Source organism: Leptolyngbya sp. FACHB-261, from assembly GCF_014696065.1.
Lineage (GTDB): Bacteria > Cyanobacteriota > Cyanobacteriia > FACHB-261 > FACHB-261 > FACHB-261.
Genome location: NZ_JACJPL010000002.1, coordinates 31,319 through 57,790, shown reverse-complemented (window position 1 = coordinate 57,790; position 26,472 = coordinate 31,319). Strand labels below are relative to the sequence as shown.

Here is a 26,472-nt window from a genome sequence, read left to right as displayed (position 1 = left end):
TTGTAACTGCAAGTTGAGAAACACAAAGATTGTTCGCTTTAATCAAACCTATTTATTGTTTGTTTGATAAACTCAATGGCGTGGAGTAGAAATTGAAATCTTCAATTTATAGCTCACACTATCAGCCCACGGTCCATTAGTTTACAACAATCGATCCACAGCGGCCAGTTCTTCTTTTAAAGTCTCTTGATGAGAAAAATCTGGGTTTCCCTTGGACCTAGAACAGGTTAAAGATACAGGCTAAGGATATTGATGTCCTGGGCGTTTTCCTGTTAACGAATTAAGCATCTAAATCAGCCTTTGCGCATAGTGCTGGGTGCTTTAGTCTCTGCAAAGCTCCTCATTCATATCCCATTAACATCCCAAAGTATTGAAAGGTGAGTTTTGAATTGCTCACTCTTGCAATATTCCTATGACAACAGCACACAAATTGGCTCATCTGACAGCCGGTCTAAATCGGTAACTCAATTCTTGGAGGAATCTAAGATGAAAACCTTTGATTACATCATTTTAGGCGCTGGTTTAGGAGGGCTCTCAGCCGCCGCCTGTTTGACCCGGCAAGGCTATCGGGTTGCCGTTTTGGAAAAGCACTACCTGCCGGGCGGTTGCTGTCACACCTTCGACTATGGGGAGTACCGCTTCTGCGCGGATGTCCACTACATTTCGCAATGTGGTCCTAATCAGACCATTGGTCAATTTCTAAACTACATTGAGCGCGAGGTTGTCTTTAATAGCCTTGATCCAGACTGCATCGACCGCGTGATTACAGACGAGGCAGATTTTAAGATTCCGCTTGGTTGGGAAAAGCTGCGGACCCGTTTGCTGGACAATTTTCCTGAAGAAGCAGAGCCTATCAATCGCTACTGCGATACGATTCAGAACCTCCACCAAGAAATTCATGGGCTAGCACGAGAAGTGCGTTGGTTTAATCAGAAGTGGACTGACTGGTTGAAGCTGCCCAAATACTGGGACCTGTTTCAGAAGCGCACCTGGACCTTGCAGGATTTGTACAACCAGGTTGGCCTATCGCCCAAATTGCAGGCGGTGTTAGCAGGTCAGAGCGGCGATTATGCCTTGCCGCCCGAAGAGATTGCCCTGATGACCCATACTTCGCTGGTTTGGGACTATTCAGAAGGGGCTTATTATCCCAAACATCATTTCAAGCACTTTGTAGGCACGATTGTAGAAGCAATCACCACAGGCGGTGGGGTGGTTAAACTGTCAACACCAGTGGAAAATATCCAGGTCGAGAACCACCGCGTTCAAATGCTCACGGCGGGTGGTCAACAGTATTACGCAACCAAGGGTTACATCAGCGACCTAGACCCCAAGTTAACGGTTTCCCTGGTTAATAATCCTCGGGCTTTCAGTTCGCGAGAGCGCCAACGTCTGACCGGCTACCAATATTCTGCCAGTGCTTTCAACATCTACTTGGGCTTAGACAGCCGTTTTGAGCCCGAACGCTATGGCATTGGCAACTGGAATATCTGGTATTACCCCGGCGGTGATTTGAACCGGGCCTATCAGCAACAGTTGGAGGGAAATCTGGAGCGTCCCTGGATTTTCCTGTCTTGCCCGACCATGAAATCGAGCGAACCGGGCATGGGACCGGCAGGACATCACGTTCTAGAAATTGCTACTGTTTGTCCCTATGAACCCTTTGAACAGCTGCACAAAACTGATCCCAAGGCTTATAAAGCCAAGAAGCGAGAAATTTATAAGCAACTGATGGTCAGCGTGCAGGATTTGATTCCAGATGTGAATGCCTACACCCGCATGAAACTCTACGGCACACCGACCACGAGTGAGTTCTATTTGGGGCAACCGCAGGGCAATATTTACGGGGCTAAGCTCATTCCGAGACAGGTGGGTTTGAATCGGTTGGGCTATGCGACTGAGTTGCCTAATCTGTTCTTTGTGGGCGCAAGTGCGGGTTATCCCAGTGTGCCAGGTGTAATTGGCAATGGCATGGATGTGGTGGAGCTGATCACCGGCCAAGCCGTATGGGGAAAAACGGCAGCCCAACGGCCTTTGGTCGGTGCCAGGTAACTGCTAGTCCAGTAACCATTGGTTTAGTAAATACACGAAAAGCCCAAACCAGAAGCCACCCAGGAGCAAAGCCCAGATTGCCAACCAGAGTATGCAGCCCATAAACTGAGCTGCTCCTCTAGGCCACCCCTGTTGCCAGTAGCTAGATAGATTGGCGATCTGGAAGGGTTTCCACTGGTAGAGAACGAGAGTGAGATTGGTTGCTAGCAGCGTCGCCAGAACGGTTGCGCCCAGCAGCCAATCTTCCTCGCCCATCCCTTGCAACCAGGGCGTTAATGTACCGGCGTTGGCACTGTTGGCCTGGAAGGTTGAATCCCGGAGCGGTGAAGCTAGATAGGCAAAGACTACAGCCGCTGCCAAAAGCAACAAGGAGCAGACAAAACTCACGGTAAGAAAACGCGGAATTGAACGAGAAGACATAGGCACTGCCCTATTGAATCTGAGCTGAAGCTAGGCATGGCACCCTTGGCTTGAATACGTTCTGCACTTTAAAAAAGTGTGTTGAGCACTTTCGAAATCAGCACTTTGTTTCATCGCTCACAGGTGACGAGTTGGGTGGGTTGATGGTTCCTGTGCGCAGAAGGTGCAAATTGAGGTGTTAGACCAAGCGATTTAGACCAAGCAATTAATACCGCTTCTCTAACTGAGAGCTACCCATCAAAACTCCATCGCCTGCGGCTCCTCCCCTTGCCAAGGGGAGGTTGGGAGGGGTATGTGTGGCGCTTAAAAAGTGAGTTGGTGTTAGACATCTTGATAGGACTTAGGGCTGGAGTCAACTGGGCAGTTCTAAGAACATCCCGGTTCAAACTTCGGCCCGTCTAATATGCTGCTCTGAGGAGACTGACAGGACGCCAAGATGAAGACGAGTCAAAACCTTTTTCTGCCAACGATGGGCTGTGGAACCTGGGCTTGGGGCAATCGCCTGCTCTGGGGTTATGACGAAAGCATGGATGACCAGTTGCAAGCAGTCTTCAACCTGTGTGTAGAAAGCGGCGTGACTCTGTTTGATACCGGCGATTCCTACGGCACTGGCAAGTTGAATGGGCGCAGCGAACTGCTGTTGGGACGTTTCGCCAAAGGGTATCTAGGGCCAAATCAAGAAAAGGTTTGTCTAGCAACCAAGCTAGCGGCTTACCCCTGGCGTTGGAGTCGCCGGTCGATGGTATCAGCAGGTCAAGCTTCTGCTCAAAGACTAGGGAGAGTCGATTTGGTGCAGATGCACTGGTCTACTGCCAACTATGCTCCCTGGCAAGAGGGCGCGCTTTTGGAGGGTCTGGCGGACCTCTATGAGCAAGGGCTAGTCAAGGGTGTGGGCCTGTCTAACTATGGACCCCAACGGCTGAAATGGGTGCATCAAAAACTGGCTCAGCGCGGCGTTCCCATTGCTACCCTTCAGGTCCAATATTCACTCCTCTCGACCTATCCTGTCACCCAATTGGACCTCAAGCAGGTGTGTGATGAACTCGGCATCCGGTTGATTGCCTACAGTCCTCTGGCACTGGGTCTGCTCACTGGAAAATATTCGCCGCAAGGCCCCTGGCCCAAGGGAATTCGCGGTCTGTTATTCAGGCAACTCTTGCCAGGAATGAGCCCGCTTTTGGGCTGCTTACAAGAAATTTCTAAGTCGAGAAATAAGACCCTGTCGCAGATTGCCATTAACTGGTGTATCGCTAAGGGAACGATGCCAATCCCAGGCGCGAAGACTGTAGAACAGGCCAAGGAGAATCTAGGGGCGCTGGGCTGGCAGCTAGACGAAAACGAGGTGACAGCGCTCGACCAGGCAGCGGCTGGGCTGGCTAAACCAATGGTTCAAAACATCTTTCAGACTCAGTGAGTTCCGATGTAGGGTCCACATGAAAATCTCAACACAATCTCACACTATCCAATGCACTAGAGCTAGCTTTGACGACGTGCGGTCACTTCTATTTCAATTCGCATTCGAGGGTCTGAAAGCCCAGCAGCAATCATGGTTGCCGCTGGGCGAATCTCTCCCAGATATTGACGCAGCACCGGCCAGCAAGGCTCAAAATCTTCTCGATTGGGCAGAATGTAACGCACGCGCACAATGTCCTTTAAAGCGCAGCCTGCTTCTGCCAATGCCGCATCAATGTTTTTAAGGCATTGTTCTGCTTGTTCCACCACATCTTCAGAGATGATCATTGTGCCGTAATCAAAACCGGTCGTACCTGAAACGAAGACCCAGTCGCCATCTACAACAGCTCTGGAATAACCAATATCTCGCTCGAAAGGTGAACCGGAGGAAATAAGATGACGGCTCATAATTGCGTTTCCCTGATCGATTTCAGTGGACCTGCTTCTGCGGTGATGCCAGTGAATTGCATCCTGGAGGTTGAGTAGTCTAGCATGAGGCTTCACTGACCTTGGCTGACCTGTCAGGCCGTTGGCAGAGGCGTCACGAATCAGGTGTTGTCTGAGCTGCGAGGCTTTGCCTGACTCTCATTGTCAATCAGGTCACTGGCTAGCAGGCTTAGTCCGCCGACCTGGAACCTTCAGCGAGAGAACCTGCATGACTCAACAGGCTTGGAGCGGCCATCACGCCGACAAAGACAAGGCTGACAAAGACAAACTCAGAACCGAAATCTGGTCCTTGCTCAAGGAACAGCAAGCAACGATCCGTGACCCGTTCGGCCATATTCCCAATTTTGTCGGGGCTGAGCAGGCGGCTGAACGACTGGCGCAGCTAACCATTTGGCAGCAGGCAAAGGTCATCAAGTGTAATCCCGATTCACCCCAAGCTCCCGTGCGTTTACGCGCTTTGCAGGCGGGTAAGCGCCTGTATATGGCAGTGCCTCGCCTGACCAATGCTCGCTGCTTTGTGGAGTTGACTGCGGAGGCTTTGCAGCAGCACGATGTCCAGCTTGAAGCAGGAGCGATTGCACGGAATGCCCTGACTTATGGCCGCTTAGTGAGCTTTGAGGAGATGGAGCCGATTGATCTGGTTTTGGTGGGCTGCGTAGCCGTGACCGGCAATGGAGGCCGAACTGGTAAAGGCGCTGGCTTTGCCGACCTGGAACTGGCAATGCTAAAAGCGTTTGGATTGGTGGAATCTAAAACCCCCATTGCAACCACGGTACATCCCTTGCAGGTCGTTGAAGACTCACGTTTGCCAATGCAAGCTCATGATTGGCCGCTCGATTGGATTGTCACGCCTGAAAAGGTAATTGAAACTAACAAGAGCTATCTACAACCAGCCGGTTTAGATTGGGATGCCCTGCGACCTGAGCAACTCAAAAAGATTCCAATCCTGCGCAAGCTGAAGGAGCAACTTACTTCGGAGCAGCCTCAATGAAATGACCCATTGCTTCGCCCTTATCTATCTTTGCGTAGGGTTGTAGTATCCCAGGCCCGATCGATGTCCTGAGTCAGCTCTCGATCATCCGAACGCAACAATTGCTCTAGGTCTCTGGCCATTTGACGCGATCTCGCCAACAACCCCTTTTCATCGCCGGTGAAATGGGCCATATCTTGCAAGGCCTGCTCATCATGTTCTCTAAAGGTATTGGCTGCTCGATGGGCTCGGTAGGAACGAACTCCCAGCGCTTTCAGCGCCTCTACACCCATCTCCAAAGCAGAGCCAAAAGTCTCCCGTTGAACGACTTCTACGCCGCGTCGAATTAGCTCGTAAGCGTGGCGGCGGTCACTTGCACGGGCCAAAATCTTCAGGTGGGGAAAATGCTTGCGAACCCGGTCAACGGTTTCTAGAGTTTTTTCAGGATCGTCAATTGCGATCACCAGTAGCTTGGCTTGTTCTGCCCCTGCCGCATGCAACAGATCAGTCCGAGAAGCATCTCCATAAAACACTTTCCAATCAAAGCGGCGCAGCATTTCGATTTGGGTAGCATTGTGATCTAGAACCGTAATGGTGCAGCCGTTGGCCAGCAGTAAACGGCCCACAATTTGTCCAAACCGACCGAAGCCTGCAATGATTACGGGATTTTCGTTGTCGTCAATTTCATCTGCCTCTGGCCTGGGGGTTAAGTCTCTAAAGCGAGGTTGTACCAGCTTTTCGTTGATGATCATCAGCAATGGTGTCAGCACCATCGATAGGGCTACAACCACTACTAAAGGATTGGCTACAGCTGGGGTGAGGATGTTGTTTTGCGTGGCAAAAGAAAACAGCACAAAAGCAAATTCACCGCCCTGAGCTAGAGCAAAGGCAAACATAAGGCCCTGGCTCAATTCCAATCTGAAGAGCTTCGACAGCACGAACAACACGCCAAACTTAGCGATTGCCAGCCCCAGGACAAGACCCAAAATTAGCAAGGGTTGTTGGAACAGCAAATTAAAGTCAATACTGGCGCCAACAGAGATAAAAAACAGCCCCAACAACAAGCCTTTGAAAGGTTCGATGTCAGTCTCTAATTCGTGACGGTACTCGTTATCTGCCAGGACGACGCCCGCAACAAACGTGCCCAACGCGGGGGAGAGCCCCACCAGTTGCATGGCCAGGGTAATCCCAATGACTAAAAGCAAGGCGCTTGCGGTAAACATCTCGCGCAACCGGGTATTGGCGATAAATCGAAAGACCGGGCGCATTAGGAACCGACCGGCAACGATAATGCCACCCACCGTTCCCATCACCAGCAGGGCTTGTTGCCAACCCGGTAGGGCTGCGCCTTGTTCTGCCGTTTCCGCGGCGGCGAAAACTAGGCCATTGGCAGCCACAGTGACCGATGAATTGGCAGATGAACGGGCGATCTCCAGCAAGGGCAGGAGGGCCAGCATGGGAATGACCGCGATGTCTTGAAATAGCAGCACCGAGAAAGCCGACTGTCCAGCTTCGGTTTTGGTCAACCCCTTCTCGTTGAGCGTTTGGAGCACGATCGCGGTTGAAGACAGCGAGAGAATCATGCCTACTGCCAGTGCCATCTGCCAGGAGAGCCCAAACAGAAGCCCGAGACCCGCAATCCCCAGGCTAGTCACTGCCACCTGCAAACCACCTAGCCCCAAGATAGGCACCCGCAACCGCCACAACAGCGAGGGTTGCAGTTCTAAGCCAACTAGAAACAGCATCATGACGACCCCAAACTCGGCGAAGTGCATGACATCACTGCCCTCCTGCCCCACAAAACCCAGGACAAAGGGTCCGATAATCACCCCTGCTAGCAGATAGCCCAATACTGAGCCGAGTCCCAAGCGCTGGGCAATGGGCACCGACAGCACTGCGGCCATGAGATAAACAAACGCCTGAAAGAAGAAGCCTTCGCTATGCATGGTGCGTCACCTCTGAAGTCGGTATGGCCTGAGCCAGGTGTTGATTAAAGTGCTTAAGCTGTCTGAGCTGTTCCCAGTCCACTCTGTTGTCACGTAGGGCTGTGATGACGCTGTGGTAGTCCTCAGCATGCTTGAAGATCTGGTTTTGCTCGCGTAGCTTGTGGGTTCCCTGAACCACAAAGGGGGGCAGATACTCCATGCCACAGAGATTTGCCGTTTGCTCGAAGGGCACCAGCAGTTGTCGAATCGTGAAGCGGTTGTATCCCTTCTGGCTATAAGCCTGCTCACCGCCACCCGTTGTAATGGCTGTGAGAAACTTCTTGCCTCGGAGGGCAATACCTTCGTGTCCATAGGCAAACCCATGCTCCAGCACTAAATCCTGCCACTCCTTCAAAAGGGCAGGACTGCTGTACCAGTAGAAAGGATGGTGAAAGACAATAATGTCGTGTTCAAGGAGGAGATTCTGCTCAAACTTCACATCAATATGGAAGTTAGGATAAACCTCGTAAAGATCGTGAATGGTGACTGAGTCTAGCCCTTTGACGGCTTGAATCAGGCAGCGATTCACCCGTGACTTTTCTAATGCAGGATGAGCAAACAAAATTAGTATCTGGTTGGGTTTACCCATTGGTTTGGCGCACGAATTACCACGCGGCTAAGTCTTTGCAAAGGATAGCACCTTGGGTCTTGTGCTCTGTGCAAGCTTTGGACGTTTGATAAGGAGTTGATTGCCTCTGTAAACCAAAATGACAGCCTGTCGTTGGCTGTTCCTGGCAGGCGAAATAGACCCCCTAGAAGTTAGCTTCATGAATGAATTGACTTGGATCATTACAGGCACTATATCCAGGCCCAGCAAACAGACAGATCCAAAAACTTCAGTCTGAGCTAATTCTGTCGAAATCATTTACTGCTTCTGAAACCTAATTGGCCCACAGCTTAACTACAGCATGGCTGCTTGTACCTGCCTCCAGTGCAGTTCTGGCTTGAGCCATGAAGGCAACCGCTCTGCTCGGCGCTAACTTGTACAATCATTCTTTGCTTGGAGGTTGGGCTAGCGCTGTCCCTATATCCCTACTCGTCTTACTGGCCCATCTTACTGGCCCATTTCACTGGCCCATCTCAGTGGCCCGCCTTGCTGCTGATTACAGACCGCTTGCCTCTGCACCTGCTGTAGAGCCATTCACTGTAGATTAATTTGGAGAACTGCTATGCCAATTGCTGTACCTGTTCGCGAAACCCGTTGGCGGATTCCAGTCGTCCTTGCTGTGACCGTCTTCGTCAACTATCTGGATCGCAACAATCTGGCACTAGCGTTGCCCCGTATCGCTGAGGACTTTGGTTGGACCGACCGTGAGATTGGTTCAAACGGGGAGTTGCTATTAGCGGTGTTCTTTTTGTCCTACGGCTTATCGAACATGCTGCTCAGCCCATTCGCCGAGCGGTTTGGCCCCAAACGCAGTGTGATTGCTGCGATTGTCGCGTTCTCTCTGTTCACGATCCTGAGTGCGCCCTTGGGGCAGTGGCTGACCGCACTGATTGTGCTGCGCTTGCTGCTGGGGTTAGGGGAGGGCGTCCATATTCCCATGCTGAGCGCAATCACGAGCCACTGGTTTCCAGTCGGCGAGCGTTCCCGAGCCAATGCGATCTGGAGTGCAGGCATCCTATTGGCCACTGCGACTGCCCCCCTGATCATCATCCCGTTGATCAACCTCATGGGTTGGCGTCTGGCCTTTGCGGTTTTGGGTGTGGTGGGCATGTTGCTCTCCATTCCGCTTGTCTGGTTTTTGGTGGAGGATCGGCCCCGAGTTGGCTACAGCCTGAGCAGTCGTGAGTCAGGCCACGGTAGCACGGGTTCTGGCTCATCTTCATCTGGCCCATCTAATGCTGGGCTAGCCAGTCTCGGGTCTGCCAGTCTTGGATCGGCCAGTCTTGGATCGGCCAGTTTTGCGACCAATGTTCAACCCATAGAAACTTCGGGCAGAAACTATCGACGGGATCCACGCTTCTGGCTGTTGGTCTTGAGTGGTACGCTCAATGCCTTCTGTGCCTTCGGCACCCTCAACTGGTTGCCGACCTACTTCAACCGAGCCAAGGGCATCGACTTCGAGCGTTTGGGCTGGCCACTAGCGTTAGTGTTTGCGGCGGGGATTGCAGGCATTATCTTAATGGCCTACTTGGGCGATAGGTTCCAGCAGCGTACTCTGTTGGCTAGTGCGGGATTTCTAGGGGCAGGGGTGATGGTCTACGTTGCGTCGAGCATGACCACGTTGGGACTCTTAGTGCTGTTCTTCGCGATGGCTGTATTTTTCCAAAGTGCCTATGGTGCTCAGGAATACGCGATTGTTCAACATCTGTTGCCCCCTGACCGAGTAGGTGCGGGCACTGGACTATACAACGGGCTTTCAGTCTTATTTGGCGGGGTTGGCGGCTCCCTGATTCCTGGTTCGATCGTTGCCGCTACCGGCAGTTTCGACGCTGGCATTCTGAGTATTGTGGTAGGAGCTGTGCTAGCCTCGGCAGTCTTGTATGGGTTAGCACGGGTGATTCGATATTAATTGACAACTCCGTCTCACCCTGTTGCTGGCTGTGCTTCAGCATGAGCCAGTTTTCGGTAGGGCCTACAATAAGTCCCCGTCCTACTGACAGCAATGTAGGATTGGACGAACGCGAACAGTAAATAGGCAAGCCGCTTTTTTGAGGCTTAATGTGAGAAGTTAGAAAATAAAAGGGTAGAATAGCCCTCGTTGCCAACCTGCATTCGCACTCTAAATGACACATTAAACACTTCGCGGAGCAATGGGGGTCGCAACAATTTCTCCAGAATGTGCGCTCAACAAGCTAGCTTGATTGGGAATCGCAGACGGACAGTTTGTGCGAACTAAATAACTTTAGAACTCCTACCCAGAAGAGGTTCTCCCAACGAAAACCTGAATGTTTCATGCAGAAGACGAAATGTGGGTTCTAAGATCAAAAATCGGAACTTCGTGCAATCAAACACCGTTCTCAATCAGACAGACCCTACAGACTCATCTACCTGTACAGCGGAACTTCCGTTTACACTTCAAGATCTCAAAGCCGCAATTCCAGCTTCCTGTTTTGAGCCTTCTGCCTGGAAGTCTCTGACTTACTTCTTTCTGGATATTGCGATCATCGGGGGGCTTTATGCGACCGCCCATTTTCTAGATTCTTGGTGGTTCCTACCGATTTTCTGGGTGATGCAAGGGACCATGTTCTGGGCCTTGTTTGTGGTTGGGCACGACTGTGGTCACGGTTCTTTTTCCAAGCTCAAATGGCTGAATAACCTGATTGGTCACCTCTCTCACATCCCAATCCTGGTGCCCTATCACGGCTGGCGTATCAGTCACAGAACTCACCACGCCAATACGGGCAACCTAGATACGGACGAAAGCTGGTACCCGATTGGCCAGGCTCAGTACGAGCAGATGCCCTGGTATGAAAAGCTGTTCCGTTTCTACTTGCCCTTGCTGGCTTACCCGCTCTATCTGTTCCGGCGTTCGCCTGGTAAGCAAGGATCTCACTTCCTTCCCAACAGCCCACTGTTCCGGCCCTCAGAAAAGCAGGATGTCTTGACTAGTTCTGTGCTTTGGGGCTTGATGATTGTTTGCTTAGGCTGGCTCACTTACGAGTTCGGCTGGTTGTTTCTGCTGAAGTATTACCTGGCTCCCTATACGGTATTTGTGATTTGGTTGGATCTGGTTACTTTCCTCCATCACACAGAACCGGATATTCCCTGGTACCGTGGCAAGGATTGGTATTTCCTCAAGGGGGCTTTGTCCACCATCGATCGTGACTATGGCTGGTTCAATGCCATTCACCACGACATTGGGACCCATGTGGCTCATCACATTTTTCTAAACATGCCACACTACCACCTGAGGACAGCAACGGCAGCCATTCAACCGATTTTGGGTGACTATTATCGCAAGTCGGACGAACCCATTTGGCGCAGCTTTGTACGCTCTTACTGGGCCTGTCATTTTGTCCCTGACCAGGGTTCTGGAGTTTACTACCAGCCATACCCGAAACAGTAAGTACACCAACAGATCTCTAAGCCAAAAGATGGTTTGGAAAATGTGGTTGCAGGTTTGGAGATTGAATTAGCCATCAGCACAGCGTTGGTTAAAGGTCTATCCATATCTAACTTGCTGAAACTCTAACACTGCCGATGGTGATTGCCCTAACGAAAGTTTGGTATCAGCATCGGTATTGTTTTGGCTTTATTTTCTGGACTTTATTTTGGCTTTGTTTTCTGGGCTTTTTGTTGTCTACTTAAAAAACATTTCAGCCTAGCTTATGAATAGGGAGCCTAAGTCTCAGGTTGAAGAACGGTGTTCCCGGCTCAGCAAAGCAACACTCAGAGTTACGACCAGGATGCCAAACAGTTGCAGCCCGTTGAGTGTCTCCTGAATTGTTAGCCAGGCTAGTGCTGCCGTGAGCGCCGGGTTGCTAGCACTAACCATTGATGCCGCCGTAGCCCCAATCAGGCGGATGCCAAAGTTATTCATCAAGTGCCCAGCGAAGGTGACGATGGCAGAGATCAGGCCACCGATCCAGAGAGCAAGCCAGGGAAGCTGAGCTTCATGGACGTTCCAAATTAGCAGGCTGGTTGCCGATAAAACTAATGAGGTTGCGAAACTGATCCAGGTGAAAGGAACTGGGTGTAGTTTCTCAAAGCTTTTTTGCGCAATCACCGTATAGAGAGCATAGGTGATGCCAGATGCAATACCTGTAATGATGCCAATCAAGCTATTGCTATCGGTTGTTGAGTTGATCTGAGGCATTGTCAAAATGCTGCCTAGCAAGACGGAGCCCATCACCCCCCAACGCAAACGGCTAGGACGGCTGCCGAATAATCGCCAGGAAAGCAGTGCTGTGAAGACAGGATAGGTGAAGAACAAGGTCATGGCAATGCCAGTCGGAATCATGCCAATGGCAACGTAGAGTAGGGCTAAGTAGAGGAACATGAGGATGCCACAACCAACCGATTGCAGCAGGAGTTGACGCTGTTCTATGTTTCGTAATTGGCCAATATCCTTCCAGGTTGCTGGATAAAGCTTGGGTGCCAGAACTGCCATTAGGGGAACAACCAACAGCATGCGCAAAAACATCAGTAGAAACGAATTCTGTAGGTTCGTCTCTACAAAGCCGCCGGTTCTGAATAGTCCTAAAATTGTGTACTCGTGGAAGAGAACCCTAACAATTACATTCTGAAAACAAAAAAAGAAAGAAGATAGCAGGACTATCAGAAAACCAAGCACTGTGAAAACCAATCTTCAGGGACTTCCTAATCTTACTCAGACTCGTGGTCCGGCAAACTGAACACTGGCAGTGTAAGCCCCCAAGTGATAGCAGCAAGCCGAAGTACCGCGATCACCCCCATACCCAAAAGGGCAGCAACAGAACGGTTAAACCCAATTTGTTGAAGTATGAGATAAGCGATCACCCCCATAATCGCTGCTGTTGCATAGATATTGCCTCGACGCAGAATGATGGGAATTTCGGCTAAAAGCACATCGCGCATCACTCCACCAGCAACACCCGTAATCGCTCCCATTAGAACAATAATGATGCTGCTCAAGTTAGATTGCTCAGCAATTTGAGCACCACTAATTGTGAAAAGAGCAAGCCCAAAAGCATCAGCGGTTAGTAGGGCTTTGCTAGGCGGTTTGCGGAAGCGAGTGTAGATGATGGTCAGGGCGGTAGCAGCGAGAATAACCACTAAGTAAATTGGATCTTCAATCCAAAATACTGGGTGTTGATCCAAGAGTAGATCGCGGAACGTACCTCCTCCAATGGCGGTCACCACTGCGATGACAACCACCCCTAAAAGATCCAAACTCTTACGCCCTGCGGCAAGTGCGCCGCTAATTGCAAACACAGCGACTCCTAAGAGATCTAGCAAATAAAGAATCACAGGCTACCGCTCCACGCTCACAGATGACAGGTGCAGTTTAATACAAGAGGTAGTTAAATAATTGCAACTTCTGACCGCAGATAACAGGCTAAACCATAGCTGATGCTTATCTACATGGCTTGCACATAAAATCTTGAGCATAGAGCTTGGGCATAGAACTTGAGCATAAAGCCTTTGTATGAGCTTCAGCTAATGACTGGATGTAGCTATTGGCGGCAGAATTATTAGCGGGCTTACTGGCATCAGCTCAGACAAGCTTTAATCCCGTGAAAGAATTACCAAGCAGACTTGACCAACTTCTGGTGTCAAAGTACATTCATTCAACCTTTCAATCACCAAACTTGGTCCTAGCCATTATCCTGTTATCCTGATGCTCCCTCAACCCAGTCAACACAATGATTTCTTGGTCAACCATGCAGCAATTCTGCTTGACAACTTTTCGCACTGGACTGGCAAGACCTTGCTCGACCCGAAACTCTCACTGCAGGAGCAAGCTCAGCAACTGTTCTATGCTCCCTTTGTGGTACTTTCCCACAGCAACGCGCCAGAACCCATTTTCACCTATGGCAACAATACGGCCTTGCGGCTTTTCGAACTTTCCTGGCAGGAACTCATCCAAATGCCTTCTCGCCTTTCAGCCGAACCAGTGCATCAGTCAGAACGGCAACGCCTGTTAACCACTGTTGCTGCTCAGGGTTACATTGATGATTATAGTGGCGTTCGTATCAGTAAAACTGGACGTCGTTTTTCAATTGAACAGGCAACCATTTGGAATTTACTCGATCAGCAAAACCAAGCCTGTGGTCAAGCCGCTATGTTCAGTAGCTGGGTTTTCTTACAGTAGATTCGTACTTCATAACGCAATTTCTAGCTCAGCATACAGGCACCTAAGTCTATTGCTGATGCGTTAGTTAACTAGATCTCACTCGAAATGCAATCCTCTGGCACGCCAAAAGCAATGTATAGGTCGCAACGACCTGGTATCCGCCTCCAGGAAGTGTTTGCAGCTGGCTTGGGCTTCAACAATGGAGGCGTGCGTAGGAAGAAGTGTAGGGAACTATGGGACGGAAACTGCTGCTCTGGTTGATCTGGCTTGGCTTTATTGTCTATGTGCTGCTGTTTGCTCCTCCAGTCCAGCCGGACACCTTTCAGCCGCTGCAAACCCTGCTTTCGGGCCAAATACCGACTATTAATCCGGTGATTGTGTCGCTGTTCAGCCTGGTTGGCATCTGGTTACTGATCTACAGTTGCCTGACCTTTGCCGATGGCAGGATGCAGCGAGTGCCTGCCTGGGCCTTTATGCTGGCCTCTGTTGCAACAGGAGTGCTTGGCCTGATTCCCTACCTAGCCCTGCGTGAGCCCAATCAAAGTTTCTCGGGGCACAAAGACACCTGGTTGAAGTGGCTGGATTCACGTTCGACCGGCCTTATTTTGGCCTTTAGCACGATTGTTTTGCTAGCGTTCGCCTTATTCTTTGGTGATTGGTCAGCCTTTAGTCAGGAGTTTCAAACGAACCGTTTTGTTCACGCCATGAGTTTGGCGTTTCTTCTGTTTTGCTTCCTGTTTCCCTTTCCAACCTTGTTGAGTGACGACATGGCACGCCGGGGTTTGAGTAGCGATTCTCAGCTCTTTCGCCTGGTTGCTTTCATCCCGTTGTTTGGCCCTCTAGCCTATCTGTGCCTGCGTCCTCCCTTACTGGGCGCAGATTAAATGCGGCTGAGGTGTAATCTTTAATTCAGCAATTCTTGGTTGTTTTGCACTTGGTTGTTTTATCTCACTAAATGCCTGACTTAATGCAGCGGTATTCAGCAGCAGTTGGCGACAAGTAATTGGCTTCTGCGACCTCGAAACCAGCTCGGGTCAGCATCCCTTCAATTATCCAGGCAAACGTACTGTGTTCTTCTCGCACGTGCAGCTCATAGTCGCTAGCTGTCCAGCCCTCTGGTTTAGCGGCCCGCTCAATCCAAGCATTGATGCCAGCTTCGTATTGAGAAGGAGGAAACGAAAAGATGACATCGCGTAAGTAGAAAACACCGCCTGGTTTCAAAATCGAGGCAATCTGTAGAAACGCAACCATCTTCCAAAAATCGGGCAGGATATGCAGTGCATACTTGCTGATCACAAAGTCAGCTAAGTTGCCCTCGTGGTCATAAGTTAAGAACCCAGCTCGGTGAAATTGGATCTGCTCAACCCCCGCTTGCTGCGCTTTATTCTCGGCATAAGTGAGCATTGCCTGTGAGATATCCACAGCATGAACCACGGCAGCGCCACTGAGCGCAGCCCGAATCGCAAAGGCACCAGTTCCTGCTCCCAAATCGACAACTGTGTGACCTGAGCCAATTCCCAGCCGCGCTACCAAAGCCTGCTCTTTCTCAGGTGTGCTGGATAGCTGCTTTTGGTCAAATGCTTCGACCTGGTCTATAGATTTAAAATCAACCCCAGCCATTTTAGATTCATCAAAATACCAGGCCGGTAAAAGAGCCATAGGGTTTGCTTCTATCTATTTCCTAATTCAAGTTAAACTCTCTAGCTTCAGGGTTTTGAGTCGTTGTAACTCAATGCCTTAAGAACCGAAGGATCGAGCGTCTAGAATCTCGCCTGTGCGCTGGCTTTCTACACTCTCTACATAAGCCGCAGCGACCTGCGCAGCTGGCAGACCATCAGACCCGCTCTTGCCCATTGCCTCTAGTGTCTCGCTCACCCAGGGCGGACTGACAACATTGACCCGAATACTACGGGGTGCTTCCAAAGCTGCTGCCCTTGCAAAGCCCTCCACTCCTGCATTCACTAGGCTAATGGCAGCACTACCAGGCATTGGTTCGCCAGCTAGAACTCCGCTCGTTAGGGTGAATGAGCCATTGTCGTTGACATAACCTAGCCCTACCCTTACCAGATTGACTTGGCCCATTAACTTGTGACCCAGGCTGAATTGAAAGTCTTCGTCGGTCAAGGCTTCCAGAGGCTTGAATCTAGCTTGACCCGCTGCACTAATAACGGCATCAAACGGAGCAATTGTCTCGAAGAGTTTTTGCACTGAGTCTTTTGAGGTCATGTCCACCTGATACTCCCCCTTAGATCGGCCCACCTGCACGATTTGGTGACGAGTTGAGAGAGCTTGAATGATGGCCTGACCGATAGTTCCAGTTGCACCAATGACAACTACTTTCATGATTTTCCTGCTGTTGTTGGGGGATTTGCACCCAGTTTTGACTTGAAGTCTCCGTTGTACAGCCTAAGCGTGAGCATAACAGCAAAACTTGCTAGGGGGATTGATCTGTGTCTATGAGGTAGCTCAGAGACGCGCAATCAACCGATTGATAACTTGAACTTAAGGCCATTACGAAACGAAAGAAATGTTGCTTACGTTTGCCCAACAGCTTGATTTTTCTGTGCAGGAAGTTGAAAGATTGCTGTCCTTGAGCCAACAGGAATTGCTGGTAGAATCTTCGATTCAGGAGCAGTTGAGTAGATTAGATGTTGGGCTTTTGCGGCAGACTCTGCCAACCGCCGGAGCAATCCTGGCCGAACGTCTACCACCTTTTTATCATTGGTTGAAGTTTGAACTAGGAATGCAGCGTGTACCCGATAGTCCCGACCATACGACTCGTTGGGTCGTTAATTTCTTGAATCGGCAAGAAAGCTTGACACATCTGATTGACTTACATCGCTCGGTGCCTTCTGCTGCCTTGGAGCAGGCCATTCCTCGCTTGGTTAGTCTGTTTGATTCTGTGGAGGAGCCAGTAATTCGGAAGGAATGGCAGAGGGCAATTACGATCCTCTGTTTGGTGTTGGCGGGTGCTGCTCGTAACCAACCGAGCTTAACTACAACTGTCTCCTGAACCCAAGCTTCGAACTTACCAGGGTAAGCGGCTGCCGTCCCAGGAGAAGAATTCGCCACTATCGCTTGCTTGTAGTTGCTCTAAAACAGTCAGCAGTTGCTGAACTGTCCGCTCAACAGAGAATAGTTTTTCTGGTGGAACGCTGCGCTGAAAGGGGCGAGATAATTGGGTGTCGGTTGTGCCGGGATGGAGGGTGACAACGATGGCCTGTGGGCAGGTTCGCTTATATTCAATTGCGGTGGTTCGCATGAACATATTTAATGCTGCTTTCGAGGCACGATAACCATACCAGCCGCCCAATTGGTTATCGCCAATACTGCCGACTTTGGCAGAGATGGTCGCTAAGATGGCGCGGTCCTTATGTTTCAACAGGGGCTGGATATGTTTTGCCAATAGCACTGCACCAATGCTATTCACTTGAAAGTAGCGCGTGAGTTGCTCTACATTCAGTTGTCGCAAGTTCTTCTCCGGTTGGATGGTGCCTTCATGCAGCACGCCTACGCAGTTAATGACAGTATGGAGTGCTGCTGTTTCTGTTTGGATTTCTTGAACGACAGTGGCAATCTGTGTCTCTTCAGTAATGTCGAGAGGCAGACAACGCAAGCGAGAATCGGCAAGCGTCACTAGCTCTGAGTGTGGGTTGCGATAGGTGGCGTAGATGCGTTCGGCACGGTTGTCCTGTAGCAATTGGCGCACAAACTCTAAACCAATTCCCTGACCCGCGCCAACGATCAGGGCTGCTGTTGGATGTTGCTTGCTGGATGTCTCTGTTGGGGAATTGACCATCGCTGCCATCGGGGAAAAGCGCTCCGAGTGTAGCACTTAATTCCTTTGTGCTTAAGGCAAATCCCCTCATTTAAAGCTTCTATTCTGACCGTTCACTTATCAATGGCACTTTCTAGGAAAACTCGGTTCAAGTTCAGCGTCGCATCTCCAAAACCAGGGATGGAAACTAACTGGTTTGCAAGAGAGATTTGCTTGTTGAGATAGTTGAACTTGCCTTGGCTCGTTTCGTAGGGTTGGCTGTAGCGCTCCAACTGACGAGCTTGCAGATTCACGATCCAATAATTAGGAATTCTTGCTTCAGCATACAAAGCCAGCTTTGTGGTTTGGTCGTAGTCTAGCGTCGTGTCCGAGATCTCGACGACTAACAAAAGGTCTTCAGGATAAGGATGATGAGCCAAGTAATCCTCATCTCTGCCTCGTGCGATAACAACATCCGGCTCGGGCTCACTCTGATTGGAGAGAGTAATCGGATCTTGCCCACGAATGACAGCTCTGTCTCCCAAAAGCCGATCTAATTGGCGATACAGGATGGAACTACAGACCGTATGAGGTGTTCCCTTCGCAGCCATCTGAATCAGTTCCCCGCGAATCAACTCAATCCGATCTCCCTCCGTCAAAAAACCGAGTTTGATCAGCTGGTGATATTCATCGACGGTGAACCGCTTGGGCGTCACAACACTCATGAGACATTCATCAGATGAGACTGCTCTCACTTTAACTGGCCAGCAGGGGTAGCTCATCGGTCTTGGCAAAAAAACGCCTCTCGCAGATTTCTGCAAAAGGCGCGAGGGTGCATTGTAGAAGAATTTGAATGAGGCGCTTAGGCTGAGGCTTCAGAACTGGGTTAAACCTTGCGCGTTTTGCGGGCAAAGCGACGGTTCATAGTTACGTTCTCAAAGCGCCACCTGGAGCCTCAACCAAGCTCCAGATGACTGACCCTCAGATTGCAACTGCAAACTAATGGCTGGTGGGAAGTTTAACATTGCCTACCGGCTACCCTTCGCTCGGAGGCAGGGCAGGTCGCTGCGACTTGAGTGCTACGGCTGAAGGGTATTTGCGCCTGCGATGTGTCTAGGAAATTGGAAAAAGCAAAAGAACCTCTGAGGGGGAACTCTGGTCAGCTTTTGCCTCTGGAGCCAGGCTAATAAATTCCTGTGGACCCTGATAATCATTTAGATCAGCCATGCCCATTGCTTTCAAACCGTCGTAGTCAATCCGATGCAGCGTCAGCACATAACCTCCTAGTGGAACCTCAAGAACTGCACCTGGATCAGTGGGAGTTTCAGAACCCAGTTGGAGTGAATCATAGGATTCAATGCATAGCTTGCCACTGGGCAAACTGATTCGGCTATCTGGGGAGCTAACCAAGCTGCCGATTGCTTTTCCGTTTCCGAAAGACTCGGACCAACTGACACATCAATGCCCAACGAATCGTCCTGTTGCAACTCATAGACAACCAGGAGCCTTTGCTGTGCGACCTCCTTTAGACGTTCATCCTGTAGGTCCTCTTCCCCAGCAAAACCAGCGAGCAAGCCGGGATTGGCTCGATTGATCAGCTCACGATTAGCCTCGTCGTATAGAAATACCAGAAGACCGCTGTTATAGATCTCAATCTGCTGTGCATTGTCCCGAATCTGCATTCGATTGAATCCCGATGGTTCTCACTTGCGTCCTGTCTCTATTTGCTGAAGCAATTCCTCATCCGAGTAGGATTCTTGCCAATTTCCCTTCAACTGAAGCCGTACAGATTGAGCGCCCCCACTCGGTGTGCAAACGACGTGATAGAGATCCGGTTCTCCTTTGACTTGCGCAGCGCTTTGGCTTTCTTCGTCAGATGAAAGACCTGCATAAGCTTGGGCGCAGGTCCAAGTGATGCCGTCTTGGTCAGTAACTTCGCGTGGCATTGATGGCTCTCCCGGTGGTTCTGAATGTTTGCAATTTGGTCTTAAGATCTAGCCTTAAAATCTGGTTCAAAAGTTATTGTTATTCATCGCACTATCGTTCATGGCAAGGCTCACAGGCGATCTCACCTGTCAATGGGTTCATTTTGAGCCCGATGGCTCACTGATCCGGTTGCCGCTGGACAACCGCTGTCACAGCGCCAATGCCAAACGCCGCCAGTAGCGCAAACCCTAAGAGGAGCTGGCTGCCTTCAAATATTCCAGCTCCAGCCGCTACCCAGAGGGGCTTGGCAATGAGAATGCTAGCCATGAGCGCTAATAGATAGCTTTGCCAGGAGGTTTGGGTCAGTCCTACAGCGTAGGTGACAAAGTCGAATAGCCCTGTCATCAGAAAGGCTGCCATCAGAAAAAAGTTGCGTTCCAGATGTCGTTTGCCCAGGCGATCGACCTTCTCCATAAATTGCTGACCGACAAATCTTTCAACTAAGCCCCGTCCATAGCGCCGAGCAATGTAGAAATTGAACGTACAGGATGCTAAGTCCGCCAGCGCTATCACCAGAAAACCCTGAACAAATCCGAACAGCCCGCCCGCCAAAACCGCGTAAGCAGTTCCCGGCAATACTGGCACAATCACGCTGGTAAAGCGTAGGCCAAAGACAATGACAGGGGCCCAGATGCCAAACTGATCAACCCGCTCTCGGACTTGCTCAATGTCAACTTTATTGAGCAGCCAAATCACTAAAGCAATGAGCAGTCCAATCAGGAACCATCGAAGAATTGCTATCTTGCTATGTTTCATGGAGCCTTAGTATTTAGCGTCATTAGGGCGTCATCGGGTATCGTTGCATATCAAAAGTCGGATTGAAAGCCAAGATTGAAAGTCAGGTCGAAGCCATTGAACTCTTCTACCACGACCGTATATTCTCTCACCTCTTTCTCCCACTTCTATAGAGTGGCTGCGTTGGCCTGAGTTTCCACGTTAAAACTGACGAGTAGCAGGAACCATCTTCGTTAGGTTGAGCGGGTAGCAATGACGTAATAGCGCCACGGGGCAGGATAGCCTTCGATAGTCAGTGAGGGATTATCAGGGTTGAGAAATTCCTGCAAGCTATTCACATCAGCCCAGGCGGTGCGACGCTGCTCCTCGACCGAAAGCGGCTCAGCAAAGAAACAGCGAATATTCGTAAAGCCCGCCCGCGCTAGCCAATTCTCCAGGCAGGATTGGCTGGGTAGAAACCAGATGCCGCGTGCTTGGGCATAACGTTTGCGCGGGGTCAGCGCTACAGGTAGCTCGCTTGGAATTCCCTGACAATCGATGATGATTTCACCGTGAGGAGCTAAAGCTTGCCGCATCTTGCTCAGTAGGCCAATCGGGTCAGGATGATGGTAGAGAATACCTAAGCAGAAAATCGTATCGAAGAAGTGGGGGTAAAAGTGCATATGCTCCACCCCCAACAGCTCAAATGTCAGCGTTTTCTGTTGGACAATGTTTTGGATTAGTTGGAAGTTCCAAAAGTGTTTGGCAACCGGCTCGAAGCCAATGACACAAGCCGGTTGCTCATTGGCCATGCGGAACATGAAATAGCCATTATGGCAACCGATATCTGCGATTTTGCGATCCTTAAGGGAGTGAATGTGAGGCAGGAGCCGTGCCCATTTCCAATCGGAACGCCATTCGCTATCGATGGTAATGCCAAACAGGTCAAACGGACCTTTTTTCCAAGGGCAAAAGACTTGGAGAGCCTCATGTAAACGCTGCTGTTGTTCTGCTGAAAGTTCATCTGCACGACCAACTTTCACAACTGTTCCTGAAAAGTCAGACCAGTCGCTCTGAAGATCTCGAATAGTCTTAACTGCGCCGTGATACTGCCTGGCCTGAGGCTCGAACAACTTAGCCTGGCGTTCTTGTCGCAGGGCTAAGATAGCCTCTCGATCAAAAGCGGCGTCGTAAAGCTCCAGGTAATCAGGTGATATGTAACCAATGGTTGCATCCAGCATCAGGCTATCCCTACTTCAAAGCGACCAATGAGATAAAGTTGTGCAGCTTGAGCAGCGAGTCAACTTGAGCGAACCCACTATCTTGCAGCATTTGTACTTGTTGCGCTTCCGTGAGGGGAACTAAAACATTTTCCAGCGCTTCTTTCTTGCGTTCAATTTCTAGACGGGCATAGCCATTGCGGGCTTTGAAAGCCTCGTAGTGAAGCGTAATCGTTTCTTGAAACCGTGGATGTGCTGATTTGACCTTTTCACTCAAGAAAAGAAGCCCACCTGGAACCAATCCTTGGTAAATTTTTTGGAGTAGTTTCTGACGCTGGTGTAGAGGAAGAAACTGCAAAGTGTAGTTAATGACAACCACGCTGCTATTTTCGAACGAACAATGCTCAGCGTTGGCACAAATGAGCTCGATCTGATGGGTCGGTTGCAGCTGAACTAACTTCTGTTGAGCTTTCTCTAACATGGCTTGAGAATTGTCAATGCCCACTAATGTAGCTGGCTGCTTCAAGAAGCGTCCCAGTAGTTCTAAAAAGGTGCCAGTAGAGCAGCCAACATCGATAATTCGGGTGTCTGCTTGATAGTAAGCTCTAGCCCATTGAACCGCACAGGCTACGACTTGGCGATACAAGGGGACTGAGCGTGAGACCATATCATCGAAAACCCGCACCACTTCTTCATTGAAGACAAATGGCTTGGGCCACGGTCCCTTCTCAAACAATTCGTCAGTTTCAGAACTGAGATAGAGCTCCGTATCAAATGGGTCCAGCATGGGCTAATACTTCAAGTAGAAATCTCGAATCAAGCTGATAAATTCGGTTGTGTACAAGCGTCTAGCTGCCTCGATAGCGATGGTATCTTCTTGATAGGAAAATTTGCTTTTGCTCAGTTCCATTAAAATACGTTTGATCGGACCTTCAAGAGTTGGTTTGACACATAAGACTCTATTACAAAAGAAGCCAAAACTTGCAGCCTTGCTCTGAAAGCTTTGGGCTTGCTCAGGCGGATAGATCACAGCCAAACGGCCCTCATCTTGCAAAAGCTGCTTTGCCACTTGCAACAGGTCGGCTTGTGGCAGAAAGTCATTGTGCCGCGCTATATTTCTAGCCTGCTTGAGGGTCTTGCTAGCGTTCTCAAAGAAGGGTGGATTGGAGACTACAAGTTCGTATCGCTTTGAACAAGTAACAGCATAATCTTGAACTAAGCCAGAATGAACTTGAATGCGTTCCCGCCAAGGCGAGCGCTGAACGTTTTCTCTAGCCTGACTACAAGCTTCTGGGTCAAGCTCCACTGCGTCGATTGCTGCTGTTGATCGCTGTGCCAGCATGAGCGCGACTAAGCCTGTACCGGTGCCAATATCTAGAATTTGCTGTGCATCGGTAGTAGTGGTCCATGCACCCAGAAGAACGCCATCAGTGCCAACTTTCATGGCGCAGCGATCTTGAGTGACTGTGAATTGTTTGAAGCGGAAATAAGGATTGGGCATCCTGGCCCTACAGAGTCAAAATCACATATAAGCTGCAAAACACTATTGTCCCAACAGCAGTGACCCGGGTGTCACCTTTTTGATCCAGTCCGTAATTAAAATCTGCTCTGACTCAAAGTTGTCGGCCACTTCGCCACTCAAATCGCGGAACGCAAGATTTTGAGGGATAGCGATTTCTTCACCCGTGGGCAGTAGGATACTTTTGGCAAGCGAAGTTTCGAAGGGGCGCAGGCTATGAAAAACAACGTACTTTCCTCCCTCTCCAGCTAAAACTTCGGCTAGACAAGCTGCATTTCGATGTTCAAGTAACGTAGATCTCATGCGCGGGAATAGGGCAGTCGTCCGGTTAGCTTTGAAAAAGGGAGCGCGGGTGGGCCGGGGCCAATTGGTGCGCAGCGCAACTGGATCTTCTCGAATTTGATGACAAATTTGATCGACTCCCACGGCTATGTCACCTGCCTGGCTCAAGTGTCTCAAATCGAGGCGTACAGTATGCAGCCCTGCTGCTTGCAGGCGCTCGAGTTTATCCAGAATGAACTGATCTTTGTCCAGGAACATGAAGGTGCCATGCTCGGTTTGCAAAAGTGGAAAATGGCGATCCCTGGCTTCTTCAAAGGCAGCAGTAGTTTCTAAATACAGCTCCTCCTGGCCGTCTGAAATGCTTGGCTCGGATAAAAGTGGACGGGGTGAGTAAAACAGGAGAATCTGACCGACACCCAACAGCTCACAAGCGACAGGCAGCGCCTGACAGTATTCGACCAGCTTTTCTTCGGGCAATTCAATTGATAGGATCAGCCGTTCCAACGAACTAGCGAGAATATCGCACCAACCTTGTAGTGCTTCCAGGTTGTGATTGCCGGTTTCGGCGATGAACTGCAATGGCAGGTCAGGGAAATGGGTTTGTAGCCAGTAGGCAACCCCGGGGTCGCTGACACGAATGGCACCAAAGCAGTTGAGATCCCAGTGGGTGAGCTGTTCGCAAACTCTAGTCATGCTCCGCTCTGTCATCAGCACGTCACATACCAGAACTGGACGTAAGCCTTGCTTTAGGGCTTCAGATGCTAACGAGTGGACTTCACCGTCTGACAGTTTCCCCTGTCGGGCTAGTAACCGTGGTTCTAACAAAACCTCAGCTAAATCTGGAGCATTGGCGCACCGCTCCAGGTCATGAATTGATGCAATGAAGGTATTAAATTGCACTGGCCAGTGCGGCCCTTTGAGCGGCCCGAACAACATTTAATTTCGCAATCTGATTGAATCGAGCTGACTGATCTGGCTTGGCGATGCAAACGATACTATCCTTGCGCATCAGCTCTAATGGCTCTCCAGTCACTGAGGAAAGCTGATTTACCTGCCAACGAATAGGTTCTCCCTCAAAGGGAACAACTTCAATTTCAGCGCCAACGCTTAGAGGTTCAACCAGTTGCAGGACAATGGCTTGAGGTGTTGCCTCTAAGACCATCCCTAAGTATTGATGACTACCGGTATTGATACCCGCCAACTGTTCGAAGACTGAGTCCTGAGCGGCTGGAGTTTCTAGTGAGCCAGAGCTATAGTCTCGGTGCGGAATTGATTGTAATTCTGCTGCCGCTTGCTGGAGCAAATCTGCACTCAACCTTCCTTCTGCATAAGCATCAATTAGCTGTCGATAGACCTTGCAGGTAACGGCAACATAGAACGAAGATTTCATCCGCCCTTCAATCTTGAGCGAACAGATCTGATGTTGGAAAAACGCACCAATCTGCTCAATGCCCCACAGATCCTTAGAGGACATGAAGGTCACTAATTCATCGGGTTCTTGTCTCTTGCTGGGCAGATGATAGGGTAAGCGACAAGATTGAATGCAGCCTCCCCGATTGGAGTCCCGACCTGCTGTGAAGTTCGAGATCGTGCAATGGCCGGAGTAAGCCATGCACATGGCACCGTGGGTAAACATTTCGACCTCAAGGTCGGCCTGCGCTCGAATCAGGCCAGTCTCTGCAATGCTGAGTTCGCGGCCCACAATCAGACGCTGGATCCCCAGCTCTTTCCATAAGCGTGCGCCATAGGCATTGAGACAAGACGCCTGCGTGGACAGGTGGATGTTGAGCTTGGAGCACTTGCGCACGACCCGAATCACGCCCAAATCAGACACGATCACCGCATCAACACCAGTCGATTCGAGAAACTGGCAGTATTCTGGCAGCCCCTCAAAGTCTGCATCATGGAGGAAGGCATTCAGGGTGACGTAAACTTTTGCTCTATGTTCGTGGGCGAATGCTACAGCCTGCGCTAAATCGTAGTCGGTGAAATTGTCAGCACGGGCTCGCAAACCATAGTTCTGCCCCCCCAGATAAACGGCATCGGCGCCATAGGCAATGGCAACTTTTAACCGTTCCAGGTTCTTGGCTGGGGCTAGCAGTTCAGGTTTCCACATCGCAACAGGCTTGGTTGGTTGACCAAATGGAGGAAGTCAATTAATTGAGAGGCTTGCGCCTAAGTCTCAAGGCTCAGGGCTTTCCATCTTATCTTAGTTCCTGCCTAGGAGATGTTTTCCCAATCAGCCCAGCTGTTAGCCTGAGTTTAGAAGGCTAAACCTATTTTGAAATGGAAGTTATAAAATGGCACACATCATATTATTGGGCGATTCAATCTTTGATAACTCGTCCTATGTATCCGGAGGTCCAGCTGTTATTGAGCAAGTACAGAGTTGTTTGCCAGATGCCCATCAAGCCACTTTGCTTGCTGTAGACGGCAATGTCACTCAAGATGTTCACCAACAGCTCAAGCGGGTACCAGCCAATGCCAGCCATTTATTCATTAGCGTTGGTGGTAATGATGCCTTACGGTACGCCTACAGTCTTCACGGAGCAGCCTCAACTTCTGTCGAGGTGTTCGAGCGGTTAGCAGCGATGAAAACTGAGTTCCAACGAAACTATCAGCAGATGCTAAAAGCAGTGCTGGCGCTCCGCAAATCCACCACAGTCTGTACCATTTATGATCAATGTCCGCTTTTGGATCCAGTTATGCGTCTTTTGCAATTTACTGCCTTGTCTATGTTCAATGACTGCATTACCAGAGAGGCGATTCAAGCGGCTCTGCCTGTGATAGATTTGCGCATCATCTGCAATGAGGCAAGCGATTATGCCGCAGTCTCTCCGATCGAACCTTCCGTCTCTGGAGGCCAAAAAATTGCTCAAGCAATCGCAACTATTGTGACCGAGCATGACTTCTCAAGGCAGCGCTCTGTGGTCTATTTATAACGATCCA

Annotated in this window: 28 protein-coding genes; 9 read left to right on the top strand and 19 right to left on the bottom strand. The window is 50.1% G+C overall.

Annotated features, from left to right (window positions below; genetic code table 11):
• Window positions 1-486 precede the first annotated feature (486 nt).
• Window positions 487-2,049, top strand: a complete 1,563-nt coding sequence (locus H6F94_RS02420) for a phytoene desaturase family protein (RefSeq protein ID WP_190800658.1) — start codon at window positions 487-489, stop codon at window positions 2,047-2,049.
• 3 nt (window positions 2,050-2,052) lie between these two features.
• On the opposite strand, the gene H6F94_RS02415 is transcribed toward H6F94_RS02420, so the two are convergent.
• Window positions 2,053-2,469, bottom strand: coding sequence for a hypothetical protein (locus H6F94_RS02415; protein ID WP_190800657.1), 417 nt, complete (start codon window positions 2,467-2,469; stop codon window positions 2,053-2,055).
• A gap of 436 nt (window positions 2,470-2,905) precedes the next feature.
• On the opposite strand from H6F94_RS02415, the gene H6F94_RS02410 reads away from it, so the two are divergent.
• On the top strand, window positions 2,906-3,883 hold the full coding sequence (locus H6F94_RS02410) for an aldo/keto reductase (RefSeq protein ID WP_190800656.1): 978 nt from the start codon (window positions 2,906-2,908) through the stop codon (window positions 3,881-3,883).
• A 62-nt stretch (window positions 3,884-3,945) separates the two neighbouring features.
• On the opposite strand, the gene H6F94_RS02405 is transcribed toward H6F94_RS02410, so the two are convergent.
• Window positions 3,946-4,329, bottom strand: a complete 384-nt coding sequence (locus H6F94_RS02405; protein ID WP_190800655.1) for a RidA family protein — start codon at window positions 4,327-4,329, stop codon at window positions 3,946-3,948.
• Between the two features lie 247 nt (window positions 4,330-4,576).
• On the opposite strand from H6F94_RS02405, the gene H6F94_RS02400 reads away from it, so the two are divergent.
• Window positions 4,577-5,359 carry a 5-formyltetrahydrofolate cyclo-ligase gene (locus H6F94_RS02400; RefSeq protein ID WP_190800654.1) on the top strand — a complete coding sequence of 261 codons (783 nt, stop codon included), beginning with the start codon at window positions 4,577-4,579 and terminating at the stop codon, window positions 5,357-5,359.
• Window positions 5,360-5,379: 20 nt separating this feature from the next.
• On the opposite strand, the gene kefC is transcribed toward H6F94_RS02400, so the two are convergent.
• Both kefC and kefF read right to left on the bottom strand, forming a co-directional pair.
• On the bottom strand, window positions 5,380-7,284 hold the full coding sequence (gene kefC / locus H6F94_RS02395) for a glutathione-regulated potassium-efflux system protein KefC (protein WP_190800653.1): 1,905 nt from the start codon (window positions 7,282-7,284) through the stop codon (window positions 5,380-5,382).
• The gene (kefF, locus tag H6F94_RS02390) at window positions 7,277-7,912 is read right to left on the bottom strand and encodes a glutathione-regulated potassium-efflux system oxidoreductase KefF (protein ID WP_190800652.1); all 636 of its coding nucleotides are present in this window, start codon (window positions 7,910-7,912) and stop codon (window positions 7,277-7,279) included. Before kefF ends, kefC begins: the two co-directional genes overlap by 8 nt.
• A 580-nt stretch (window positions 7,913-8,492) precedes the next feature.
• Here kefF and H6F94_RS02385 point away from each other — a divergent pair.
• Together H6F94_RS02385 and H6F94_RS02380 are read left to right on the top strand one after the other, a co-directional pair.
• Window positions 8,493-9,839 carry an MFS transporter gene (locus tag H6F94_RS02385; RefSeq protein ID WP_190800651.1) on the top strand — a complete coding sequence of 449 codons (1,347 nt, stop codon included), beginning with the start codon at window positions 8,493-8,495 and terminating at the stop codon, window positions 9,837-9,839.
• Window positions 9,840-10,268: 429 nt separating this feature from the next.
• Window positions 10,269-11,336: a DUF3474 domain-containing protein gene (locus H6F94_RS02380; RefSeq protein WP_190800650.1), complete on the top strand. Its 1,068-nt coding sequence runs from the start codon at window positions 10,269-10,271 to the stop codon at window positions 11,334-11,336.
• A gap of 282 nt (window positions 11,337-11,618) precedes the next feature.
• On the opposite strand, the gene H6F94_RS02375 is transcribed toward H6F94_RS02380, so the two are convergent.
• Window positions 11,619-12,380 carry an EamA family transporter gene (locus H6F94_RS02375; RefSeq protein ID WP_524537846.1) on the bottom strand — a complete coding sequence of 254 codons (762 nt, stop codon included), beginning with the start codon at window positions 12,378-12,380 and terminating at the stop codon, window positions 11,619-11,621.
• A 215-nt stretch (window positions 12,381-12,595) separates the two neighbouring features.
• A complete protein-coding gene (locus H6F94_RS02370; protein ID WP_190800648.1) occupies window positions 12,596-13,219 on the bottom strand; it encodes a trimeric intracellular cation channel family protein in 624 nt (207 codons plus the stop codon).
• 370 nt (window positions 13,220-13,589) lie between these two features.
• On the opposite strand from H6F94_RS02370, the gene H6F94_RS02365 reads away from it, so the two are divergent.
• Entirely contained in the window at window positions 13,590-14,063 is a 474-nt protein-coding gene (locus H6F94_RS02365; protein WP_190800647.1) for an MEKHLA domain-containing protein, read from the top strand.
• A gap of 215 nt (window positions 14,064-14,278) precedes the next feature.
• A complete protein-coding gene (locus H6F94_RS02360) occupies window positions 14,279-14,929 on the top strand; it encodes a hypothetical protein (protein ID WP_190800646.1) in 651 nt (216 codons plus the stop codon).
• A 67-nt stretch (window positions 14,930-14,996) separates the two neighbouring features.
• On the opposite strand, the gene H6F94_RS02355 is transcribed toward H6F94_RS02360, so the two are convergent.
• Both H6F94_RS02355 and H6F94_RS02350 read right to left on the bottom strand, forming a co-directional pair.
• Window positions 14,997-15,704 (bottom strand): class I SAM-dependent methyltransferase, encoded by a 708-nt coding sequence (locus H6F94_RS02355; RefSeq protein WP_190800645.1) that lies wholly within the window; start codon window positions 15,702-15,704, stop codon window positions 14,997-14,999.
• A gap of 78 nt (window positions 15,705-15,782) precedes the next feature.
• On the bottom strand, window positions 15,783-16,388 hold the full coding sequence (locus H6F94_RS02350) for a short chain dehydrogenase (RefSeq protein WP_190800644.1): 606 nt from the start codon (window positions 16,386-16,388) through the stop codon (window positions 15,783-15,785).
• 184 nt (window positions 16,389-16,572) lie between these two features.
• On the opposite strand from H6F94_RS02350, the gene H6F94_RS02345 reads away from it, so the two are divergent.
• On the top strand, window positions 16,573-17,058 hold the full coding sequence (locus H6F94_RS02345) for a hypothetical protein (RefSeq protein WP_190800643.1): 486 nt from the start codon (window positions 16,573-16,575) through the stop codon (window positions 17,056-17,058).
• Window positions 17,059-17,073: 15 nt separating this feature from the next.
• Here the strand turns inward: H6F94_RS02345 and H6F94_RS02340 are convergent, their stop codons facing one another.
• The 11 genes from H6F94_RS02340 to H6F94_RS02290 form a co-directional block, all read right to left on the bottom strand.
• Window positions 17,074-17,844, bottom strand: coding sequence for an SDR family NAD(P)-dependent oxidoreductase (locus tag H6F94_RS02340; protein WP_190800642.1), 771 nt, complete (start codon window positions 17,842-17,844; stop codon window positions 17,074-17,076).
• A 92-nt stretch (window positions 17,845-17,936) separates the two neighbouring features.
• Complete coding sequence (locus tag H6F94_RS02335; protein WP_190800641.1) at window positions 17,937-18,527, bottom strand: Uma2 family endonuclease; 591 nt, start codon at window positions 18,525-18,527, stop codon at window positions 17,937-17,939.
• Window positions 18,528-18,915: 388 nt separating this feature from the next.
• Complete coding sequence (locus H6F94_RS02330) at window positions 18,916-19,077, bottom strand: hypothetical protein (RefSeq protein WP_190800640.1); 162 nt, start codon at window positions 19,075-19,077, stop codon at window positions 18,916-18,918.
• Between the two features lie 8 nt (window positions 19,078-19,085).
• On the bottom strand, window positions 19,086-19,484 hold the full coding sequence (locus H6F94_RS02325; protein WP_190800639.1) for a hypothetical protein: 399 nt from the start codon (window positions 19,482-19,484) through the stop codon (window positions 19,086-19,088).
• A 21-nt stretch (window positions 19,485-19,505) separates the two neighbouring features.
• A complete protein-coding gene (locus H6F94_RS02320; protein ID WP_190800638.1) occupies window positions 19,506-19,748 on the bottom strand; it encodes a hypothetical protein in 243 nt (80 codons plus the stop codon).
• 157 nt (window positions 19,749-19,905) lie between these two features.
• Complete coding sequence (locus tag H6F94_RS02315) at window positions 19,906-20,544, bottom strand: TVP38/TMEM64 family protein (RefSeq protein WP_190800637.1); 639 nt, start codon at window positions 20,542-20,544, stop codon at window positions 19,906-19,908.
• A 212-nt stretch (window positions 20,545-20,756) separates the two neighbouring features.
• On the bottom strand, window positions 20,757-21,743 hold the full coding sequence (cmoB, locus tag H6F94_RS02310) for a tRNA 5-methoxyuridine(34)/uridine 5-oxyacetic acid(34) synthase CmoB (protein ID WP_190800636.1): 987 nt from the start codon (window positions 21,741-21,743) through the stop codon (window positions 20,757-20,759).
• 10 nt (window positions 21,744-21,753) lie between these two features.
• Window positions 21,754-22,509 (bottom strand): carboxy-S-adenosyl-L-methionine synthase CmoA, encoded by a 756-nt coding sequence (cmoA, locus tag H6F94_RS02305; protein ID WP_190800635.1) that lies wholly within the window; start codon window positions 22,507-22,509, stop codon window positions 21,754-21,756.
• Window positions 22,510-22,512: 3 nt separating this feature from the next.
• Window positions 22,513-23,223: a tRNA1(Val) (adenine(37)-N6)-methyltransferase gene (locus H6F94_RS02300; protein WP_190800634.1), complete on the bottom strand. Its 711-nt coding sequence runs from the start codon at window positions 23,221-23,223 to the stop codon at window positions 22,513-22,515.
• A 42-nt stretch (window positions 23,224-23,265) separates the two neighbouring features.
• The gene (locus H6F94_RS02295) at window positions 23,266-24,423 is read right to left on the bottom strand and encodes a U32 family peptidase (protein ID WP_190800633.1); all 1,158 of its coding nucleotides are present in this window, start codon (window positions 24,421-24,423) and stop codon (window positions 23,266-23,268) included.
• Window positions 24,413-25,639, bottom strand: coding sequence for a U32 family peptidase (locus tag H6F94_RS02290; protein WP_190800632.1), 1,227 nt, complete (start codon window positions 25,637-25,639; stop codon window positions 24,413-24,415). Before H6F94_RS02290 ends, H6F94_RS02295 begins: the two co-directional genes overlap by 11 nt.
• 184 nt (window positions 25,640-25,823) lie before the next feature.
• Between H6F94_RS02290 and H6F94_RS02285 the strand changes: the two genes are divergently transcribed.
• On the top strand, window positions 25,824-26,465 hold the full coding sequence (locus H6F94_RS02285; protein WP_190800631.1) for an SGNH/GDSL hydrolase family protein: 642 nt from the start codon (window positions 25,824-25,826) through the stop codon (window positions 26,463-26,465).
• Window positions 26,466-26,472 lie beyond the last annotated feature (7 nt).

Bases quoted from the DNA above. Each gene is read 5' to 3' on its own strand.
- H6F94_RS02365 (WP_190800647.1), top strand. From the start codon at position 13,590: ATGCTCCCTCAACCCAGTCAACACAATGATTTCTTGGTCAACCATGCA.
- H6F94_RS02285 (WP_190800631.1), top strand. From the start codon at position 25,824: ATGGCACACATCATATTATTGGGCGATTCAATCTTTGATAACTCGTCC.
- H6F94_RS02375 (WP_524537846.1), bottom strand. From the start codon at position 12,380: ATGGCAGTTCTGGCACCCAAGCTTTATCCAGCAACCTGGAAGGATATT.
- H6F94_RS02340 (WP_190800642.1), bottom strand. From the start codon at position 17,844: ATGGTCAATTCCCCAACAGAGACATCCAGCAAGCAACATCCAACAGCA.
- H6F94_RS02415 (WP_190800657.1), bottom strand. From the start codon at position 2,469: ATGTCTTCTCGTTCAATTCCGCGTTTTCTTACCGTGAGTTTTGTCTGC.
- H6F94_RS02410 (WP_190800656.1), top strand. From the start codon at position 2,906: ATGAAGACGAGTCAAAACCTTTTTCTGCCAACGATGGGCTGTGGAACC.
- H6F94_RS02385 (WP_190800651.1), top strand. From the start codon at position 8,493: ATGCCAATTGCTGTACCTGTTCGCGAAACCCGTTGGCGGATTCCAGTC.
- kefC (WP_190800653.1), bottom strand. From the start codon at position 7,284: ATGCATAGCGAAGGCTTCTTCTTTCAGGCGTTTGTTTATCTCATGGCC.
- H6F94_RS02300 (WP_190800634.1), bottom strand. From the start codon at position 23,223: ATGCCCAATCCTTATTTCCGCTTCAAACAATTCACAGTCACTCAAGAT.
- H6F94_RS02325 (WP_190800639.1), bottom strand. From the start codon at position 19,484: ATGCAGATTCGGGACAATGCACAGCAGATTGAGATCTATAACAGCGGT.
- H6F94_RS02320 (WP_190800638.1), bottom strand. From the start codon at position 19,748: ATGCCACGCGAAGTTACTGACCAAGACGGCATCACTTGGACCTGCGCC.
- H6F94_RS02315 (WP_190800637.1), bottom strand. From the start codon at position 20,544: ATGAAACATAGCAAGATAGCAATTCTTCGATGGTTCCTGATTGGACTG.
- H6F94_RS02420 (WP_190800658.1), top strand. From the start codon at position 487: ATGAAAACCTTTGATTACATCATTTTAGGCGCTGGTTTAGGAGGGCTC.
- H6F94_RS02400 (WP_190800654.1), top strand. From the start codon at position 4,577: ATGACTCAACAGGCTTGGAGCGGCCATCACGCCGACAAAGACAAGGCT.
- H6F94_RS02345 (WP_190800643.1), top strand. From the start codon at position 16,573: ATGTTGCTTACGTTTGCCCAACAGCTTGATTTTTCTGTGCAGGAAGTT.
- H6F94_RS02350 (WP_190800644.1), bottom strand. From the start codon at position 16,388: ATGAAAGTAGTTGTCATTGGTGCAACTGGAACTATCGGTCAGGCCATC.
- cmoB (WP_190800636.1), bottom strand. From the start codon at position 21,743: ATGCTGGATGCAACCATTGGTTACATATCACCTGATTACCTGGAGCTT.
- H6F94_RS02360 (WP_190800646.1), top strand. From the start codon at position 14,279: ATGGGACGGAAACTGCTGCTCTGGTTGATCTGGCTTGGCTTTATTGTC.
- H6F94_RS02405 (WP_190800655.1), bottom strand. From the start codon at position 4,329: ATGAGCCGTCATCTTATTTCCTCCGGTTCACCTTTCGAGCGAGATATT.
- H6F94_RS02335 (WP_190800641.1), bottom strand. From the start codon at position 18,527: ATGAGTGTTGTGACGCCCAAGCGGTTCACCGTCGATGAATATCACCAG.
- cmoA (WP_190800635.1), bottom strand. From the start codon at position 22,509: ATGCTGGACCCATTTGATACGGAGCTCTATCTCAGTTCTGAAACTGAC.
- kefF (WP_190800652.1), bottom strand. From the start codon at position 7,912: ATGGGTAAACCCAACCAGATACTAATTTTGTTTGCTCATCCTGCATTA.
- H6F94_RS02355 (WP_190800645.1), bottom strand. From the start codon at position 15,704: ATGGCTCTTTTACCGGCCTGGTATTTTGATGAATCTAAAATGGCTGGG.
- H6F94_RS02290 (WP_190800632.1), bottom strand. From the start codon at position 25,639: ATGTGGAAACCTGAACTGCTAGCCCCAGCCAAGAACCTGGAACGGTTA.